This window comes from Dactylosporangium sp. NPDC051541 (assembly GCF_044454505.1).
GTDB lineage: Bacteria > Actinomycetota > Actinomycetes > Mycobacteriales > Micromonosporaceae > Dactylosporangium.
In genome coordinates this window covers 380,472-398,109 of sequence record NZ_JBITDU010000002.1, presented here as the reverse complement: position 1 = coordinate 398,109, position 17,638 = coordinate 380,472, and the positions used below count along the sequence as shown (strand labels likewise).

The window sequence follows — 17,638 nt, the reverse complement described above, 5'->3', positions numbered from 1 at the left end:
ACCCGCGCGATCTCCGCCCACCCGGCGACCGTCGGATGCCGGCTGCTGACGAGGTCGAACGCGTTCGTCGCGAACGGGATCGGCGCATCGTCGGCGACCTCCTCGACCACGCCGCCGAACGGTGCGAGCGCGACCCGGGCGAGCGCGATGTTGGGCGGCCACGACTCGGTGGCGGCCACGACCGCGGGAGCCCCGCCACCCGCGGCTGCCCGGCCGCCGGCCGTTGCCCCGCCGTCGGCAGTCGCACGGCCGCCGGCAGTCGCACGGCCGCCAGCGGGTGCCGGGCCGGCCAGGACTGCGCTGCGACCGGCAGGTGCCGTGCCGCTGGCAGGAGCCGTGCCGCCGGCAGCTACTCCGCTGCCCGCGGGTGCGTTGCCGGCCCCGAGGTTCGTCGCGCCTCCGGATGCCGTGCCGCCTCCGGATGCCGTGCCGCCAGACCCCGGCGAGCCCTCCGAGAACCGGGCCACCGAAGTGGCCGCGTCGCGGGCCGCGGTGAGCGCGGTGCGGAAGACCTCGCCGCCGCCGGTCTGGATGTCGAGGGCGGCGGCCGCGGTGCGCAGCCGTTCGCCGAGTTGCCGGGCGTAGCCCCAGGGCGGGCGCTCCTCGGTGGCGCGGCCGTCGAACCAGGAGAAGTCCCAGCCGTCGACGGGTGCCGCTTCGGCCTCGGCGAGCAGGTCGGCCAGCGTGTCCATGGTTGTACCCTCCGTTGCCGGGGCATCACCCAGGCATGACGATCATTGCGCAGAACGTGCCGCTGTGGCTTGCCACCGCCGCCGACAACGAGATCATGGCCGGCCGGGTGATCGGCTGGCAGATGGACCAGATGCAGCCCGTGCCGATGGTGGCGTGGACGGACGAGACCGGCCAGCTGACCCGGATCGGTCACCCGGTCGGGCCCGTCGTGTGGCTCGGTGACACCCGTGGCGAGGCGATTGAGTCTGCCCAGCGCGAGTCGCGGCTCGCAACGCTATAAATCGCGCCGTTACGGGGCCGGCGGGCGGTCTGGGATGTGCCGGGCTGCCCGTTTTCGCGGCATGACGAGATGACCTAGCTTCCTAGGACGGCAAGCGGGACGTGGTGGCGGGGACACCTGCGGTCCATGGGGCAGCGGTGCGGGCAGTGGTGATGTTCGTTGCCTGTGTGGTTCGTGCGGCGGAGCTGGGCAAGTCGCCCGCCAGCTTCCGGGAATGTGACCAAAACGGAAGCGAGAAAATTGTCTCGTGACAAAGAGGTGTCCGCGTTCGCTCCGGTGAGCGGCGGACGGTACCGTCCTGTCTCGAATCGCGTATCAGCGTAGGGGGAGTGGACGGGTGAAGGTGAACGCCGAGGCCAGGCAGCGGCTCAGTGCGCTCCTGCGGACGCACGAGGAAGACATCCAGAAGCGCTGGGTGGAGGTCTCCGCCCGGACGCTGCGGGGGCGGCTCACCGACGCGGAGCTGACGCGGCAGGTGCGGGAGGTGTACTCCGCGCTGCTGGGCATGCTCGAGGGCGGGGCCGACGGGGAGCTCGACGGGTCGCACGGCGGGGAGTCGCGGGCGGCGCTCGGGGAGCTGTCGCGGGAGTGGGCCCGCAAGGGGTTCACGCCGACGGAGACGGCCAACCTGGTGTTCACGGTCAAGGAGGTCGTGCTCGGGCTGTCGGAGTCCGGGGACTCCGACCAGGTGCCGGCCGACTTCCTGGTGCTGTCCCTGCTCGTCGACGAGATGGGGCTGCACACGTTCGACACCTACGCGAAGGCCCGCGAGTCGATCATCGCCGACCAGACGGAGCAGCTGCTGGAGCTGTCGACGCCGGTGGTGAAGCTGTGGGACGGGGTCGTGGCGGTGCCGCTGGTCGGGACCCTGGACTCGGCGCGGGCGCAGGTGGTGATGGAGAAGCTGCTGCAGACCCTGGTCGACACCGGGTCCGGCTACGCGATCGTGGACATCACGGGTGTGCCGGCCGTGGACACGCAGGTGGCGCAGCACATCCTCAAGACGGTGGTGGCGGCGCGGCTGATGGGTGCGGAGTGCATCATCTCCGGGATCCGGCCGCAGATCGCGCAGACGGTGGTGGCGCTGGGGATCGAGTTCGGGGACATCGTCACGAAGGCGACCCTCGCGGACGCGCTCGTGCACGCGCTGCGAGCCAGCGGGGTCGAGCTGGTCAAGCGGCCCGGTGCCGGCCGGCAGGGGTTCTGATGGACCGGGTGCCGGTGCTGAAGATCGGCGACATCCTGCTGGTGTCGATCCAGATCGATCTCGATGACCAGACGGCGCTGCAGCTGCAGGAGGACCTGTCGGACCGGATCGTGGAGACGGGTGCGCACGGGGTCGTGATCGACATTTCGGCGCTGGAGATCGTGGACTCGTTCATCGGCCGGATGCTGTCGACGATCGCGGCGGTGTCGCGGGTCCTCGACGCGGAGACGGTGGTGGTCGGGATGCGCCCGGCGGTGGCGATCACGCTGGTGGAGCTGGGGTTGTCGCTCAACGGTGTGCGCACGGCGCTGAACGTCGACAAGGCCCTGGAGATCCTGGCCGCGGCGAAGCAGATCCACGGGGTCGGGATGCTGAGCGTCATCGAGGACAGCGGTGCCTGACGGGGCCGGCTCGGAGGTGCTGCGGCTGGACATCGGCGACGACAAGGACGTCGTGCGGGTCCGGCAGGCGGTGCGGGTCGCGGCGGTGGAGGCGAAGCTGCCGCTGGTGGATCAGACGAAGCTGGTGACGGCGGCGAGTGAGCTGGCCCGCAACACGCTGATCCACGGTGGTGGTGGCTACGCGACGATCGCCGGGGTCCACAACGGCCGGCGGGCCGGGGTCCGGGCCGAGTTCGTCGACACCGGGCCGGGGATCGTGGACCTGGGGCTGGCGTTCACGGACGGGTACACGACCGGCAGTGGTTTGGGTTTGGGGCTTTCGGGGTCCAGACGTCTCGTGGATGAGTTCGAGATCGACACGACGCCCGGCGCGGGTACGAAGATCGCGGTCACGAAGTGGGCCCGGTGATCGCCGACTGGGTTGTGCCGACGGTCGAGGAGCTGGGGTGGGTCGCGGTCGACGACTCGGGTGCGGCGGGGATCGCGCGCCGGTTGGCGGTCGAGTGCGCCCACCGGCTCGGGTTCAGTGAGCAGCGGGCCGGTGAGGTGGCGATCGTCGCGGCGGAGCTGGCGTCGAACCTGCACCGGCACGCCGAGCGGGGGTCGTTGTCGGTGCGGTGCCTGCGCCGGGGGGAGATCGGCGGGGTCGAGCTGGTGGCGGTGGATTCGGGGCCGGGGATGCGGGATCTGCCGTTCAGTTCGGTGGACGGGCATTCGACGGCGGGGACGCTGGGGATCGGTCTGGGTGCGGTGCGGCGGCTGTCGGACGCGGCCGGCGGGTATTCGCTGCCGGGGCGGGGGACGGTGCTGACGGCGCAGTTGTGGCCGGGGGAGAAGCGGCGGGCGGTGTCGTCGGCGGTGGCGGGGTTGACGCGGCCGATGACGGGGGAGCGGGTGTGCGGGGACCGGTATGCGGCCCGCATGGCCGGGGATGTGCTGCTGGTGCTGGTCGCGGACGGGCTGGGGCACGGGCCGCTGGCGGCGGCGGCGTCGGCGGCGGTCGTGGACGCGTTTCTGGGCAGTGCCCTGGAGGCGCCGGGGCCGTTGCTGGAGCATCTGCACCGGTCGGTGTCGCACACGCGGGGGGCGGCGGCGTCGGTGGCGCGGATCGCGGGGGGTTCGGTGGTGTTCGCCGGGCTGGGGAATGTGGCGGGGACGATCGCGTTTCCGGACGGGGAGCGGCGGGGCATGGTGAGCATGCCGGGGATCGTCGGTCACCAGGCGCGGGGCGTGCGGGAGTTCACGTATGAGCTGCCGCCGGAGGGGGTTGTGGTGCTGCACTCCGATGGTGTGTCGGACCGGTGGAATCTGCGGGACTATCCGGGGTTGTCGCGCCAGGATCCGTTGCTGGTGGCGGCGACGTTGCTGCGCGATGGCGGGGTCCGGCGCGATGATGCTGGTGTGGCGGTCGCTGGTTGCGGTGTTCCGGCGTGATGCGGGATCCGGCGCCGATTCTGACGTTGGTGCTCAACACTGAGCATGACGTGTTCGTGCTGCGTCAGCGGGGCCGGGAGGTGGCGGCGCTGCTGGGGATGGAGCATCAGGATCAGGTCCGGGTCGCGACGGCGTTGAGTGAGATCGGCCGGGAGGTGCCGGGGGCCGTGGTGTCGTTCGCGGCGGCCGGTGAACCCCGTCCCCACCTGGTCATTGTTGTGTCATCCGCGGCGGTGGGTAACCAGAATCTTGAGGGAGTCCGGGCGGCCGGGCGGCTGATGGATGAGGTGCGGGTGGAGGACGAGCGGATCGTGCTGACGCGGCGGCTGCCGGCGCAGGCCGACGCGGAGCGGGTCGAGCGGGCGCGGGCGGAGCTGGCGAAGTCGTCGCCGACGACCGTGCTCGACGAGCTGTCGGTGCAGAACCGGCAGCTGGTGTCCGCCCTGGAGGAGGTGCAGGCGCACCGGGACGAGCTGCTGCACCTCAACGCGGAGCTGGAGGAGACGAACCAGGGCGTCATGGCCCTGTACACGCAGCTGTCGGAGGAGCTCGAGCAGACGAACCAGGGTGTGGTGGCGCTGTACGCGGAGCTGGATGAGCGTTCGGCGCAGCTGCGGGAGGCGAACGAGGCGAAGAGCCGGTTCCTGGCGAACGTGTCGCATGAGCTGCGGGCGCCGGTGACGGCGATCATCGGGTTGACGCGGCTGATGCTGGACCCGCGGTCGGAGCCGTTGACGTCGGAGCAGACGCATCAGCTGGATCTGGTACAGGGTTCGGCGGCGGACCTGCTGGCGCGGGTGAACGATCTGCTGGATCTGGCGAAGGCGGAGTCGGGGCGGATCGAGCCGAACTGGGGGCCGATCGACCTGGGTGCGGTGTTCGGGCAGCTGCGGGGGACGCTGCGGCCGCTGGCCCGGCCGGAGGTGGACCTGGTGGTCGACGAGCCGCCGGCGGCCGGGCTGGTCAGTGATGAGCTGCTGCTGACCCAGATTTTGCGGAACCTGTTGACGAACGCGTTGAAGTTCACCGACACGGGCACGGTCGGGATGGGGGCGTGGGTCGACGGGGACCGGCTGTACATCGCGGTCGCGGACACGGGGATCGGGATTCCGTTCGCGGAGCAGGCGCGGGTGTTCGAGGAGTTCCATCAGGTCCGGGGGGCGCGGCAGGCGGGCGGGACGGGGCTCGGGCTGCCGTATGCGCGGCGGTTGGCGACGTTGCTGGGTGGGGCGTTGACGATGGTGTCGGAGCCGGGGGAGGGTTCGACGTTCACGCTGTCGTTGCCGCAGCGTCCGGCGCAGGCCGGGGAGCCGGACGCGGACGGGCCGTTGCCGCAGGTGGAGCGGGCGTTGGTGGTCGATGACGATCCGGCCGCGCGGCATCTGTTGCGGCAGTTGCTGGCGGGGATCGCGGGGCAGGTTTCCGAGGCGGCGGATGTCCGGTCGGGGCTGGCGATCGCGGTGCGGGAGCACCCGTCGGTCATCTTCCTGGATCTGCGGATGCCGGGCGGGGACGGGACGCAGCTGCTGGCGGATCTGGCCGGGTTGGACGACGTCGCCGGGATTCCGGTGTTCGTGGTGACCGCGGCGGATCTGTCGGACTTCGGGACCGGTGAGCTCGCGCACGCCCGGTCGGTGCTGGTGAAGGAGGACCTGACCCGCCGGGCGGTGGTCGACCTCGTCGCCGGGATCGTGCCGTGAGCGGTCCGGGGCGGGCGGGGGTGGTGGTGTGACCGTGGTGGCGGCCGCTGACATTCTCGTCGTCGACGACAGTCCGTCGAAGCGGTATGTGATCACGTCGTGGCTGCGGCGGGAGGGGCATCGGGTCGTGGAGGCGGCGACCGGTGAGGACGCCCTGGCGATGTTGCACGGCGGGGCGGCGTCGACGGAGCTGGTGGTGCTGGATGTGCGGCTGCCGGACATCGACGGGTTCGAGGTCGCGGAGCGGATCAAGTCGGATCCGCGGACGGCGGCGACGCCGGTCATTCACATCTCGGCGACCGCGGTGCACGCGGTGGACCGGACGCAGGGGCTGATCCGGGGTGCGGACGCGTATCTGGCCGAGCCGATCGACCCGGATGAGTTGCTGGCGACGGTCGGGGCGTTGCTGCGGTACTCCCGGGCCCGGCAGCGGGCGGAGCGGCTCGCGGGCCGCCTGACCCGGTTGGTGGAGACGACGGCGGCGATCAACTCGGCGACGACGCTGCCGGAGCTGCTGCGGCTGGCGGCGGTCGGGGCGTCGCGGATCTTCGGTGGGGCGGCGGCGGTCGCGGCGGCGTCGCCGGAGGTCGGGGCGCTGGCGGTGCAGGTCGACGCGGCGGGGGCGGTGCCGGTGGCGCGGCCGGCGTATCGGGAGCATTTCGAGGTCGACCCGCTCGGGGGGCTGGTCGGGGCGGAGCTGTTCGGGCAGGACGACGGGCCGTGGTGGGCGGGGCCGGTGTTCCGGGTCGTGGCCCGGGTCAAGGCCGGGCGGGAGCCGCTGCACATCGCGGTCCCGGCGGCCGGGTTCACCGACGACGACCGGGATGTGCTGCGGCAGCTGGGTCAGGCGATCGCGCTGGCGGTGGAGGCGCTGCGCTCCTACGACGAGGAGCGGCGGACGGCGTTGACGTTGCAGCAGAGCATGCTGCCGGCGTCGTTGCCGCCGGTGCCGGGGTATGACATCGCGGTGCGGTACCGCCCGGCGAGCGACCACGCGTATGTGGGCGGGGACTTCTACGAGATCGTGGCGGTGGAGGGGCATATCGTCGCGGCGATCGGGGATGTGGCCGGGCATTCGCTGCGGGCGGCGACGATCATGGCGGAGGTGCGGCACGCGCTGCGGGCGTATCTGGCCGAGGATCACGCGCCGGGGCTGACCCTGGAGCGGCTGAACCGGATGATGCTGCGGTTCCTGCCGGAGGAGATCGTGACGATGTGCCTGCTGCGTATCGAGCTGGCGACGGGGGAGATCCGCCTGGCCAATGCCGGGCATCCGCCGCCGCTGCGGGTCGGGCGGGGCCGGGCCACGACGGTCGAGGGGCGGGTGGCGTTGCTGGGGGTGCCGACGGTCCACGACGCGGAGACGGTGTTCACCCTGGCCGCGGGTGAGTCGCTGGTGCTGGTCACAGACGGGTTGATCGAGCGGCGCGGGTCGTCGTTCAACGAGGGTCTGGAGCGGCTGCAGGCGGCGTTGGTGGCGGGGCTGGCGGCGGACGGCGGGGACGGGGATCTGGAGGCGTTCTGCGACGCGCTGCTGCTCGGTGTCGGTGACGAGTCCGAGGACGATCAGGCGATGCTGGTGATCCGGCGGGCGATTTCCGCGTGAATCGGTTGCGGTGGGCCGCGGCGGCGGTGACGCTGTGTGCATGGCGGTGTGTGTGACCTGCGGGAATGACTACTACATGGCGTTCGAGGTGCGGACGGTCGGCGGGGGTGTGTACGCGTTCGACTCGTTCGAGTGTGCGATCCAGAAGCTGGCGCCGGTGTGTGAGCACTGCGGGACGCGGATCGTCGGGCACGGTTCGGAGGTGTCGGGGCGGTTCTACTGCTGCGCGCACTGTGCCCGGACCGCGGACGCGGCGGCCGGGTCGGAGGTCCGCGACGCCGTCGGGGCCTATCCGGGGTGAGACGGCGTTCCCCCGGTGATCTTCGCGATCGCACGCCATGATTGGGTGATCCGCAGGCATTGTGGTGACACCCCTCGCGCGTGAAGGAGCAGCTGTGGTCGTCCTGGGAATCGACATTGGTGGATCTGGCATCAAGGGGGCGCCGGTCGACCTGGCGACCGGCTTGTTCACCAGCGACCGGGTCCGGATCGAGACGCCGCAGCCGGCCGACACGACCGCCGTCGTGCAGACGGTCGTGCAGGTCGCCGGGGCGTTCGACGACGCCGCCAGCATCGGGATCACGTTCCCGGCGGTGGTGCAGCACGGGGTGACGAAGACCGCCGCGAACGTCGACAAGTCGTGGGTCGACGCCCCCGCCGAGCAGCTGTTCTCGGCCGCGCTGGGCAAGCCGGTGACGGTGCTGAACGACGCCGACGCGGCCGGGGTCGCCGAGGTCGAGTACGGCGCCGGGAAGGGCGTGCCGGGCCTGGTCGTCATGGTCACGTTCGGGACGGGGATCGGCACGGCGCTGTTCATCGACGGGACGCTGGTGCCCAACACCGAGTTCGGGCATCTGCAGATGAGCGGGCTGCACCTGCACGGCGGTGACGCCGAGGACTACGCCTCGGACCGGGTCCGGGAGGCCGACGACCTGGGCTGGCCGGAGTTCGCGGAGCGGGTCCAGACGTATCTGCGGCACCTGCACGCGTTGCTGTGGCCGGATCTGATCATCGTCGGGGGCGGGGTCAGCAAGAAGGCCGAGAAGTGGCTGCACCTCGTGGACGTGCCGACGAAGGTCGTCCCGGCGGCGCTGCAGAACAACGCCGGGATCGCCGGGGCGGCGCTGCTGGCGGCGCGTAACGCCGGGGTGGTGTAAAAGGCCGGGAAGTTCGTCGGGTGTGCGCGGGTGGGGCACCATGGACGCCATGGGGGTTTCGCCCGCGCCGCTGCGCGCCGGTGACCCGGCCGCGGTCGGGTCGTACCGGCTGCTCGGCGTGCTCGGCGTCGGCGGGATGGGGACGGTGTACCTCGCCGACAGCGGCGACGGCAGCCGCCGGGTGGCGCTGAAGGTCATCAATCCGGCGTTCTACGGCGACCCGATGTTCCGGCACCGGTTCGCGGCCGAGGCCGCGGCGGCGTCGCGGGTCGCCGGGTTCTGCACGGCCCGGGTCCTCGACGTCGCCCTCGACGGCGACGTGCCGCACATCGTCACCGAATACGTGCAGGGCCCGTCGCTGCACGACTACGCCACCGCCAACGGGCCCCTCGCGGGGCAGGTCGAGGCCGTCGCCGTCGGGGTCGCGGCGGCGCTGACCGCGATCCACGCCGTCGGGCTCGTCCACGCCGACCTGAGCCCCCGCAACGTGCTGCTGTCGCCGTTCGGGCCGAAGGTCATCGACTTCGGGGTGGCGCGGCTGCTCGGGCACACCGCCGCGCACGGGCCCAATTTCGGCACCCCCGGCTGGCTGGCCCCGGAGCAGGTCCGCGGCTGGCCGCCGAGCCAGGCCAGCGACGTCTACGCGTGGGGGCTGCTCGTCGCGTGGGCGGGGACGGGGCAGCTGCCGCCCGGTGACCTGACCGGTCTCGACCCGGCCCTGGCGCAGATGGTCCGGCGGGCCGTCGAGGCCGACCCGGAGCGGCGGCCCACGGCCCGGCAGGTGCTCCTGGCCCTCGTCGGGCAGGACGACCCGGCCGCGGCGCAGGTCGCGGCGACCGTCCGCGGGTCCGCGCCGGCCGTGTCCGCGCCGCGGCCCTCGTCGCGGTCCCGGGGTCGCGGGGACACGGCGACGTTCGCGAAGGGGGCCGCGCCGGTGTCGCCGCCGACCCGGCCGCTCGCCGCGGCGTATCCCGGCCCGGGCCCGGTCCGGTCCGGGACGCGGGCGTTCCGGCCGCCGCTGCCGCCACCACCGCCTCCGCCCCGGCGGCGGCCGCGGCGGGCCGGGCGGGGGATCGCGACCGGGATCGCGCTCGTCGCGCTCCTCGCGTGCCTGCTGGTCGGGCTGAACCTGGCCCAGAAGGCCGGCCGGGGCGAGCTCGGGTCGCCGGGCCCGTCGCCGACGCGGGCGTCGCCGACACCGTCGCCGACCCCGAAACGCAGCCCGGTCGCCGAGGACGGGAAGCTGCGGTTCACCCTGGCCGGGTTCAGCTGCGGCCACCAGGAGCTCGGGGACTGGCCGCTGACCCGCAAGCCCGGCGGGCAGTACTGCCTGGCCCAGCTGAAGATCGAGAACACCGCCGACAGCAAGGGCCGGATCTGGGTCGGCTACCAGAAGTTGCGTGACAGCGGCGGCCAGGAGTACGGCCCGGACGAGCTCGCCTGGGTCTGGTACGCCGACGCCCGGCCGCTGTTCAACGAGATCGGCCCGGGTTCGGCGGTCACCGGGACCCTCGTGTTCGACGTGCCGGCGGGGCTGACGTTCACCGAGCTGCGGGTCAAGTCGGGCCTGGTCGGCGGGGACTCCAGCACGATCAGACTGCCCTGAACGCCGGTCCGGGCCGGTGGGCCGGCCCTTGGTCCGGGCCCTGCGTTCCGGTCCGGGCACCCGGTCGGTGACCGGCTGTGGGCGGCCGTCCGGTCGCGTGCGGGAACGGGCCGTCACCACCCCCGGCCGGTGCGGCCGCGGGAGCAGCGGACCGCACGCACCGCGGACGCCGCGGTAGCTCGGCCCAAGGTCGTTCGGAAAGATCTTTACCGGTCGTGAGAGCGCTCCATGGGAGCGGTTCCGGAGGCGACCCGCCGGGATTGCCGGTGTGGTCGCGGACGCATCGACGGTGGTCCCGAGCAAACACCATGGACAGCCGGTTGGCAAGGGTTGCCGCAACGTTAAGTTTCGTTACCACCGTGTTATTGACACCACTGTCCGCGATCGGATTTAGTGTGCCGGAACCGGTTGCGGAACCGGTTCCAGAACACGCTCTCTTGCCAGAAAGCGCTCTCACCGGAAGGATCGCGGCGTGCCGATCACCATCGCCGATGTCGCGGCGCGGGCAGGGGTCAGCAAGACCACCGTCTCGCGGGTGCTCAACGGCAAAGGGGAGGTCGACGAGGCGACCGCGGCACGGGTACGGACGGTCATCGAGCAGCTGGGCTACGTGCCCAGCGCGCGGGCGGTCAACCTGGCCCGGGGGCACACCCGGGTCATCGGGATGCTCGTCCCGTCGCTGACGTGGCCGTGGATGGGTGAGGTCGTGCAGGGAGCGGTCGACGTCGTGGAGTCGGAGGGGTACGGGTTGCTGCTGTTCACGTGCAACCGCGGCGCCGAGTCCATGCGCCAGTTCGCCGCCCAGGTCTCCGGCAAGTCCTTCGACGGCCTCCTCGCGATCGAGCCCGAGGGGACCCTGGACTACCTCGCCGACCTCTACACCGGCGGGCTGCCGGTCGTGCTCATCGACGACCGCGGCGACAAGCCGCTGATGCCGTCGGTGGCCACCACCAACCGGGCCGGCGGGTCCCTCGCCGCCCGGCACCTCGTGGAGATCGGCCGGCGCCGGCCCCTGGTCATCACCGGCTCGGAGAAGTTCGGCTGCACCCAGGACCGCCTCGGCGGGTTCGCCGACGTGTTCGCCGCGGCCGGCGCGCCCATCGACCCCCGCCTCGTCGTCGAGGGGGACTTCACCTACGAGTGCGGCATCACCTCGATCCAGCGGGCCCTCGCCGAGGGCGTCGAGTTCGACGCGGTGTTCGCGCACAACGACCTGTCGGCCTCCGGCGCCCTGCAGGCGCTGCGGCTGGCCGGGAAGGCCGTCCCGCAGGACGTCGCCCTCGTCGGGTTCGACGACATCCTGCACGCGGCCCACACCGAACCGCCGCTGACCACCGTCCGCCAGCCCATGCGCCAGATGGGCGAGATGGCGGCCCGGCGGCTCATCGCGCATTTCGACGGCACGCCGCTCACGGCGGAGCCGAACATCCTGTCCACCACGCTCGTCGTGCGCGGGTCCACCGTCGCGGCGCAGCCCGAGCGCTCCACCTGACACCTCACGTACCAGGCAATGTTCCTGTCCGCCCCACCTGTCGATCCAGGTCCCAAAGGAGACACCCCCGTGTTGACCAGACGCTCCGTACTGCTCGGGATGGCCGGTCTGCTGGCCACGAGCACCGCGTTGGCGGCGTGCGGCTCCTCGCCGAACGACCCGAACAAGAACAACGGCGCCAAGACCACCGTGCTCAACGTCGGCATGCCCAACGGGCCGCTGACCGAGAACGAGAACCCGTTCCTCACCACGTCGGCCGGCGCCAAGGACGGCTACCGCTGGGTGCTGTACGAGCCGCTGATGATGTGGAACCCGGTCAAGCCGGCCGACCCGATGAAGCCGTGGCTGGCCACCGCCGCGAAGTGGAACACCGACTACACCTCGGTCGTCGTGTCCATCCGCGACAACGCCACCTGGTCCGACGACCAGAAGCTCACCGCCGAGGACGTCGCCTACACCTACAAGCTGGTGCGTGACAACGAGGCCCTCAACTCCGGCGGTGTGCCGATCGCCGACGCGACCGTCAGCGGCTCCGACGTGACGATCACGTTCAAGTCGTCGCAGTTCGTCAGCCAGCAGAAGGCGATCGCGCAGATCCCGATCGTGCCCAAGCACGTCTGGGAGAAGTTCGCCGACCCCAAGACCGAGGCGAACAAGAACCCGATCGGCTCCGGGCCGTACACCAAGAAGTCCTTCACCCCGCAGACCACGACCCTCGTGGCCCGCGACAAGGGCTACTGGCAGGCGCTGCCGCAGGTCAAGGAGCTGCGCTACACGTCCTACACCGACAACAACGCGCAGACCACGGCCCTGGCCAACGGTGAGAGCGAGTGGAGCTTCGTCTTCATCCCCAACGTGAAGACGGTCTTCATCGACAAGGACGCGGCCAGCCACAAGATCTGGGCCCCGCCGGTCCTGGGCATCCACGGCCTGTACATCAACACCACCAAGGCGCCGTTCAACGACCCGAAGCTGCGCGTCGCCATGGGCATGGTCATCAACCGTGACGACATCTTCAACACGGCCGAGGCCGGCTACTTCCACCCCCTGGTCAAGAGCGTGACGGGTCTGCCGTCGCCCGCCGGTGACGTCTACATCGCCGACGCGTACAAGGGCAAGGACTACAAGGTCGACCCCGAGGGCGCCAAGGCGCTGCTCACCGGGGCCGGCTACAAGCTCGAGGGCAACGTGCTGAAGGACCCGTCCGGCAAGCCGGTCACCCTGACGCTGACCGACCCGGCCGGCTGGTCGGACTACCAGACGTCGCTGGAGATCGTGAAGGCCAACCTGGCCACGATCGGTATCGCGGCCACGGTCGACAAGGCCAACCAGGACGCCTGGTTCAAGAACATCGAGGCCGGCCAGTTCGACGCCGCGTTCCGCTGGACCGACGGCGGGTCGACCCCGTACGACATCTACCGCACGATCATGGACGGCGACCAGCTCAAGCCGATCGGCACCCCGTCCCCGGCCGCGAACTTCGGCCGGTTCGACAACAAGGAGGCCACGGCCGCGCTGCGCGCCTACGCCGCCGCCACCGACGACGCGGCCCGCAAGACCGCGCTCGCCACGCTGCAGAAGATCTTCGTCGAGCAGGCCCCGATGATCCCGGTCGGCGCCGACAACATCGGTATGGCGTACAGCCAGAAGAACTGGACGGGGTGGCCGGACGACGCCAACCCGTACAGTGCCGGGCAGCCGACCCAGGCCAACGCGCTGGACGTCATCCTGCACCTCAAGCCGGCCGGCTCCTGACGCCCGGTTCGTACTGACACCGCTCCCCGGGTGGCGCGATACTGGCCACCCGGGGAGCGGTACCCCGTGACGACACCCTGCGATACACCCCGAGACAGGACCAATCGGCATGACGTTGAGCGAAAGCCCGGCGAAGGCCCCGGCCGATGAGGTGGTGCTGGAGGCCGTCGGGCTGACCAAGCACTTCCCCGTACGCCGCCGGCTCGCCGACATCTTCACCGGCAAACGGGCCGTCGTGCACGCCGTGGACGACGTGTCCTTCACCCTGCGCCGCGGCCGGGTCACGGCCCTGGTCGGCGAGTCCGGCTCCGGCAAGTCCACCGTCGCCCGGCTCCTCGCCCAGCTCTACCCGCGCACCGGCGGCGACCTGCGGCTGCACGGCGAGACCACGCACGTACGGGGCGGGCGGCGGTTCCGGCAGTACGTCAGCCGCGTGCAGCTGATCTTCCAGGACCCGTTCGGCTCGCTCAACCCCGTGCACACGGTGCGTTACCACCTCACCCGGGCGTTGAAGATCCACGGCAACGCCGGGAGCAACGCCGAGGAGCTCGAGGCCGCCCTGGCCAACCTCCTCACCCGGGTCGCGCTGACCCCGCCCGAGCGCTACATCGACAAGTTCCCGCACGAGCTGTCCGGCGGGCAGCGCCAGCGCGTCGCGATCGCCCGGGCCCTCGGCGCCGACCCCGAGGCCCTCCTGGCCGACGAGCCCGTGTCGATGCTCGACGTGTCGATCCGCCTCGGCATCCTCAACCTGCTGCGCGACCTCAAGGAGCGGCTCAACCTCGCCATCCTGTACATCACCCACGACATCGCCTCGGCGCGGTACTTCGCCGACGAGACGATGGTGATGTACGCGGGCCGGATGGTCGAGGGCGGCGACAGCGAGACGGTCACGCAGACCCCCGCACACCCCTACACGCGGCTGCTGATCGACTCGGCCCCCGACCCGGACCGCATCGCCGGTGTCGTCGACGCCGGCACCGAGGACCGCGGCAACGGCGAGCCGCCGAGCCTGATCCGGCCCCCGGCCGGCTGCCGGTTCCACCCGCGCTGCCCCCACGCGATGCGCCGCTGCACCGTCGACCTGCCGCCCCGCCTGGAGACCGGGCAGCCCGGGCACTGGGCCGCGTGCTGGCTGTACGACGCCGACACCGTCGCCAAAGAAGGCATCGGGAGTGTCGCCGACCCGTCGATCCCCACGCCGCCGGCCCATCAGTCGCCGGAGGAGGCCCGATGAGATTCCTGCTGCAGCGCATCGCGTTCTACCTGTTCACCGCGTGGGCCGCGATCACCATCAACTTCTTCATCCCGCGGATGATCCCCGGTGACCCGATCAGCTCGTTCCTGGCCCGCAACCAGGGCGCGATCTCGTCGGACTCGATCCAGTCGCTGCGGGTGCTGTTCGGCCTCGACGAGCAGCAGAGCCTGTGGCAGCAGTACCTCGACTACTGGGTGCAGCTGTTCCACGGCGACCTGGGCCTGTCGTTCACGTTCTTCCCCTCGACGGTGTCCGAGGTCATCTCGCAGAGCCTGCCGTGGACGATCGGCCTGGTCGGCATCACCACGATCCTGAGCTTCCTCATCGGCACCGGCCTCGGCGTCGGCGCCGGGTGGCGGCGCGGCACGTGGATCGACGGGCTCCTGCCGGCCACGACGTTCCTGTCGTCGGTGCCGTACTTCTGGCTCGGGCTGGTCTTCATCGCCCTGTTCACCGGCTCCGACAGCTTCTTCCCGTCCTCCGGCGGCTACACCCCCGGCCTGGTGCCGTACTTCGACGGGACGTTCATCGGCTCGGCGATCAACCACAGCGTCCTGCCGGCGTGCACGATCCTGCTGTCGTCGATGTCCGGCTGGATCCTCGGCATGCGCAACATGATGGTGACCGTGTCCGCCGAGGACTACATCACCGTCGCCCACGCCAAGGGCCTCTCGGAGCGGCGGGTCGCGTTCAGCTACGCCGCCCGCAACGCGCTGCTGCCCAACATCTCCGCGTTCGCGCTGTCGCTGGGGTTCATCGTCGGCGGCACCCTGCTCGTCGAGATCGTGTTCTCCTACCCGGGGGTCGGGTTCCAGCTGTTCCAGGCCGTCGGCGCGCACGACTACCCGCTGATGCAGGGCATCTTCCTGGTCATCACCATCTCGGTGCTGGTCGCGAACCTGCTCGCGGACGTCGCCTACACGATGCTCGACCCGCGCACCCGAAAGGCAGGCTGAGATGACCGTCACCCCCTCGAGCCTCGAGCAGGTCATCCCCGGGCAGGGCGCGATGGCCCAGCCCGACGCCGCCCCGGCCGGGAAGAAGGCCAGACGCCGGCGGTTCCGGTTCATCAGCAACGGCAAGGCCGCGACCGGCCTGGTCATCCTCGGCATCTACATACTGTTCGCGATCATCGGCCCGTGGGTCGCCCCCTACGACCCCGACGCGATCACCCCGGTCGGGATCCAGCCGCCGTCGGCCGAGCACTGGTTCGGCACCACCCACCTCGGGCAGGACATCTTCAGCCAGATCCTGGCCGGGACCCGCAGCGTCGTGTTCGTCGGCGCGGTCGCCGGGATCGTCGCCACGGTCCTGTCGGTCCTCGTCGGGGTCACCGCCGGCTACCTCGGCGGCGTCGTCGACGAGATCCTGTCGGTGCTGTCCAACGTGTTCCTGGTCATCCCCGGCCTGCTGCTGATCATCATCATCTGCACGTCGCTGCCGCGGGTCAACGACCTCACCGTCGCCCTGGTGATCGGCCTGACCAGCTGGTCGTGGGGGTCGCGGGTGCTGCGGGCGCAGACGCTGTCGCTGCGCCGGCGCGACTACGTCGACGCGGCCCGGGCCACCGGTGAGAAGACGTGGCGGATCATCTTCTTCGAGATCCTGCCCAACCTGACCGCGATCATCGCGTCCGGGTTCGTCGGGACCGTCATCTTCGCGGTCCTGTCGGAGATCACCCTGGCGTTCATCGGGATTTCGTCGGTGTCGTCGTGGAACTGGGGCACGATCCTGTTCTGGGCCCAGGGGCAGCAGGCCCTCGCCCAGGGCGCCTGGTGGTGGTTCGTCCCCGCCGGGCTGGCCATCGCGATCCTCGGCACCGCGCTGAGCCTGGTCAACTTCGGCATCGACGAGTTCGTCAGCCCGCGGCTGCGCACGTCCGGCGCCGGCTCCGACAAGGGCCCGGACGGCAAGAAGGTCCGCATGCAGGTCGGGTTCACCCCGGTCGTGCGGGCCGTCGACCCGCCGGCGAACATCAAGATGGACGGTGCCAAGCGATGACCCAGGTCCTCACCCGGCCGCTGCTGGAGATCAAGAACCTCGACGTCGACTACGGCCTCGGCGACGGCGCGGTCCGCGCCGTCCGCGACGTCAACCTGACCATCCACCGCGGTGAGGTCGTCGGCCTCGCCGGGGAGTCCGGCAGCGGCAAGTCGACCCTCGCCTACGGCGTGACCCGGCTCCTGCCGCCGCCCGGGGTCGTCGCCGGCGGGTCCGTCACCTACCACCCGGCCGACGGCGAACCGTACGACATCCTCTCCCTCAGCCACGCCGAGCTGCGCAAGTTCCGGTGGGCCGAGACGTCGATCGTGTTCCAGGGCGCGATGAACTCGCTCAACCCCGTCCACAAGATCGACGTGCAGATGATGGACGCGATCAAGGCCCACGAGCCGGGCCTGTCGAAGGCGGCCCGCCTCAGCCGGGCCAAGGAGATGCTGCGCCTCGTCGGCATCGCCGAGGACCGCCTCGACGCCTACCCGCACCAGCTCTCCGGCGGCATGCGCCAGCGGGTCATGATCGGCATGGCCCTGGCCCTGCAGCCGCAGCTGGTCATCATGGACGAGCCGACCACCGCCCTCGACGTCGTCATGCAGCGGCAGATCCTCGGCCAGCTCGTCGAGCTGCGGGAACGGCTCGGCTTCTCGGTCCTGTTCATCACCCACGACCTGTCGCTGCTCGTCGAGTTCAGCGACCGGATCGCGATCATGTACGGCGGCCGGATCGTCGAGGAGGCGCCGTCCGCCGACATCTACCGCGAACCGCTGCACCCGTACTCGGGCGGCCTGCTGCGCTCGTTCCCCGCCCTGCGCGGTGAGCGGCGCGAACTGGCCGGCATCCCCGGCTCCCCGCCCGACCTGCGGGGCATGCCGTCCGGGTGCTCGTTCCACCCGCGCTGCCCGAAACGGTTCGAGCCGTGCGACCAGATCATCCCCGTCCTGGGCAAGCCCGACGACCACGTCGGCCGCGCCCGCACGGTGGCCTGCCACCTGCACCCGGTCACCGCCGGGTAGCGGGCCGCCGCCACACATCATCGTCGCTGAACAACCCG

General features: G+C 71.2%; 16 protein-coding genes and 1 pseudogene. 16 read left to right on the top strand and 1 reads right to left on the bottom strand.

Features of this window, described 5'->3' with window-relative positions:
- Positions 1 to 458 precede the first annotated feature (458 nt).
- A pseudogene (locus tag ACIA8L_RS09900) lies at positions 459 to 692 on the bottom strand (hypothetical protein); the annotation flags it as partial.
- 35 nt (positions 693 to 727) lie between these two features.
- Here ACIA8L_RS09900 and ACIA8L_RS09895 point away from each other — a divergent pair.
- The 16 genes from ACIA8L_RS09895 (at position 728) to ACIA8L_RS09820 (ending at position 17,600) form a co-directional block, all read left to right on the top strand.
- The gene (locus ACIA8L_RS09895; protein WP_395902502.1) at positions 728 to 973 is read left to right on the top strand and encodes a hypothetical protein; all 246 of its coding nucleotides are present in this window, start codon (positions 728 to 730) and stop codon (positions 971 to 973) included.
- Positions 974 to 1,310: 337 nt separating this feature from the next.
- Positions 1,311 to 2,180 (top strand): STAS domain-containing protein, encoded by an 870-nt coding sequence (locus ACIA8L_RS09890; RefSeq protein WP_395902500.1) that lies wholly within the window; start codon positions 1,311 to 1,313, stop codon positions 2,178 to 2,180.
- On the top strand, positions 2,180 to 2,581 hold the full coding sequence (locus ACIA8L_RS09885; protein WP_395902498.1) for an STAS domain-containing protein: 402 nt from the start codon (positions 2,180 to 2,182) through the stop codon (positions 2,579 to 2,581). Before ACIA8L_RS09890 ends, ACIA8L_RS09885 begins: the two co-directional genes overlap by 1 nt.
- Positions 2,574 to 2,990, top strand: coding sequence for an ATP-binding protein (locus ACIA8L_RS09880; protein WP_395902495.1), 417 nt, complete (start codon positions 2,574 to 2,576; stop codon positions 2,988 to 2,990). Before ACIA8L_RS09885 ends, ACIA8L_RS09880 begins: the two co-directional genes overlap by 8 nt.
- On the top strand, positions 2,987 to 4,015 hold the full coding sequence (locus ACIA8L_RS09875) for an ATP-binding protein (protein WP_395902492.1): 1,029 nt from the start codon (positions 2,987 to 2,989) through the stop codon (positions 4,013 to 4,015). Before ACIA8L_RS09880 ends, ACIA8L_RS09875 begins: the two co-directional genes overlap by 4 nt.
- Positions 4,016 to 4,044: 29 nt before the next feature.
- Positions 4,045 to 5,715, top strand: a complete 1,671-nt coding sequence (locus tag ACIA8L_RS09870) for an ATP-binding protein (protein WP_395902490.1) — start codon at positions 4,045 to 4,047, stop codon at positions 5,713 to 5,715.
- Between the two features lie 28 nt (positions 5,716 to 5,743).
- Positions 5,744 to 7,321: a SpoIIE family protein phosphatase gene (locus ACIA8L_RS09865; RefSeq protein ID WP_395902487.1), complete on the top strand. Its 1,578-nt coding sequence runs from the start codon at positions 5,744 to 5,746 to the stop codon at positions 7,319 to 7,321.
- Between the two features lie 40 nt (positions 7,322 to 7,361).
- Positions 7,362 to 7,622 (top strand): Prokaryotic metallothionein, encoded by a 261-nt coding sequence (locus ACIA8L_RS09860; protein WP_395902485.1) that lies wholly within the window; start codon positions 7,362 to 7,364, stop codon positions 7,620 to 7,622.
- A gap of 94 nt (positions 7,623 to 7,716) precedes the next feature.
- Positions 7,717 to 8,478, top strand: a complete 762-nt coding sequence (gene ppgK / locus ACIA8L_RS09855) for a polyphosphate--glucose phosphotransferase (RefSeq protein ID WP_395902483.1) — start codon at positions 7,717 to 7,719, stop codon at positions 8,476 to 8,478.
- Between the two features lie 49 nt (positions 8,479 to 8,527).
- Positions 8,528 to 10,084: a protein kinase gene (locus tag ACIA8L_RS09850; RefSeq protein ID WP_395902481.1), complete on the top strand. Its 1,557-nt coding sequence runs from the start codon at positions 8,528 to 8,530 to the stop codon at positions 10,082 to 10,084.
- Between the two features lie 472 nt (positions 10,085 to 10,556).
- Positions 10,557 to 11,576: a LacI family DNA-binding transcriptional regulator gene (locus ACIA8L_RS09845; protein ID WP_395902478.1), complete on the top strand. Its 1,020-nt coding sequence runs from the start codon at positions 10,557 to 10,559 to the stop codon at positions 11,574 to 11,576.
- 99 nt (positions 11,577 to 11,675) lie between these two features.
- Complete coding sequence (locus ACIA8L_RS09840; protein ID WP_395904176.1) at positions 11,676 to 13,331, top strand: ABC transporter substrate-binding protein; 1,656 nt, start codon at positions 11,676 to 11,678, stop codon at positions 13,329 to 13,331.
- Between the two features lie 109 nt (positions 13,332 to 13,440).
- On the top strand, positions 13,441 to 14,568 hold the full coding sequence (locus tag ACIA8L_RS09835; RefSeq protein WP_395902475.1) for an ABC transporter ATP-binding protein: 1,128 nt from the start codon (positions 13,441 to 13,443) through the stop codon (positions 14,566 to 14,568).
- The gene (locus tag ACIA8L_RS09830) at positions 14,565 to 15,545 is read left to right on the top strand and encodes an ABC transporter permease (RefSeq protein WP_395902472.1); all 981 of its coding nucleotides are present in this window, start codon (positions 14,565 to 14,567) and stop codon (positions 15,543 to 15,545) included. Before ACIA8L_RS09835 ends, ACIA8L_RS09830 begins: the two co-directional genes overlap by 4 nt.
- A gap of 1 nt (position 15,546) precedes the next feature.
- Positions 15,547 to 16,590, top strand: a complete 1,044-nt coding sequence (locus ACIA8L_RS09825; RefSeq protein ID WP_395902470.1) for an ABC transporter permease — start codon at positions 15,547 to 15,549, stop codon at positions 16,588 to 16,590.
- A complete protein-coding gene (locus ACIA8L_RS09820) occupies positions 16,587 to 17,600 on the top strand; it encodes an ABC transporter ATP-binding protein (protein ID WP_395902468.1) in 1,014 nt (337 codons plus the stop codon). The genes ACIA8L_RS09825 and ACIA8L_RS09820 overlap by 4 nt, the downstream gene beginning before the upstream one ends.
- Positions 17,601 to 17,638 lie beyond the last annotated feature (38 nt).

What these genes read in the sequence shown, in the direction of transcription:
- ACIA8L_RS09895 (WP_395902502.1), top strand. Translation starts at nt 728, where the DNA reads ATGACGATCATTGCGCAGAACGTGCCGCTGTGGCTTGCCACCGCCGCC.
- ACIA8L_RS09885 (WP_395902498.1), top strand. Translation starts at nt 2,180, where the DNA reads ATGGACCGGGTGCCGGTGCTGAAGATCGGCGACATCCTGCTGGTGTCG.
- ACIA8L_RS09860 (WP_395902485.1), top strand. Translation starts at nt 7,362, where the DNA reads ATGGCGGTGTGTGTGACCTGCGGGAATGACTACTACATGGCGTTCGAG.
- ACIA8L_RS09850 (WP_395902481.1), top strand. Translation starts at nt 8,528, where the DNA reads ATGGGGGTTTCGCCCGCGCCGCTGCGCGCCGGTGACCCGGCCGCGGTC.
- ACIA8L_RS09840 (WP_395904176.1), top strand. Translation starts at nt 11,676, where the DNA reads ATGGCCGGTCTGCTGGCCACGAGCACCGCGTTGGCGGCGTGCGGCTCC.
- ACIA8L_RS09835 (WP_395902475.1), top strand. Translation starts at nt 13,441, where the DNA reads ATGACGTTGAGCGAAAGCCCGGCGAAGGCCCCGGCCGATGAGGTGGTG.
- ACIA8L_RS09830 (WP_395902472.1), top strand. Translation starts at nt 14,565, where the DNA reads ATGAGATTCCTGCTGCAGCGCATCGCGTTCTACCTGTTCACCGCGTGG.
- ACIA8L_RS09825 (WP_395902470.1), top strand. Translation starts at nt 15,547, where the DNA reads ATGACCGTCACCCCCTCGAGCCTCGAGCAGGTCATCCCCGGGCAGGGC.
- ACIA8L_RS09820 (WP_395902468.1), top strand. Translation starts at nt 16,587, where the DNA reads ATGACCCAGGTCCTCACCCGGCCGCTGCTGGAGATCAAGAACCTCGAC.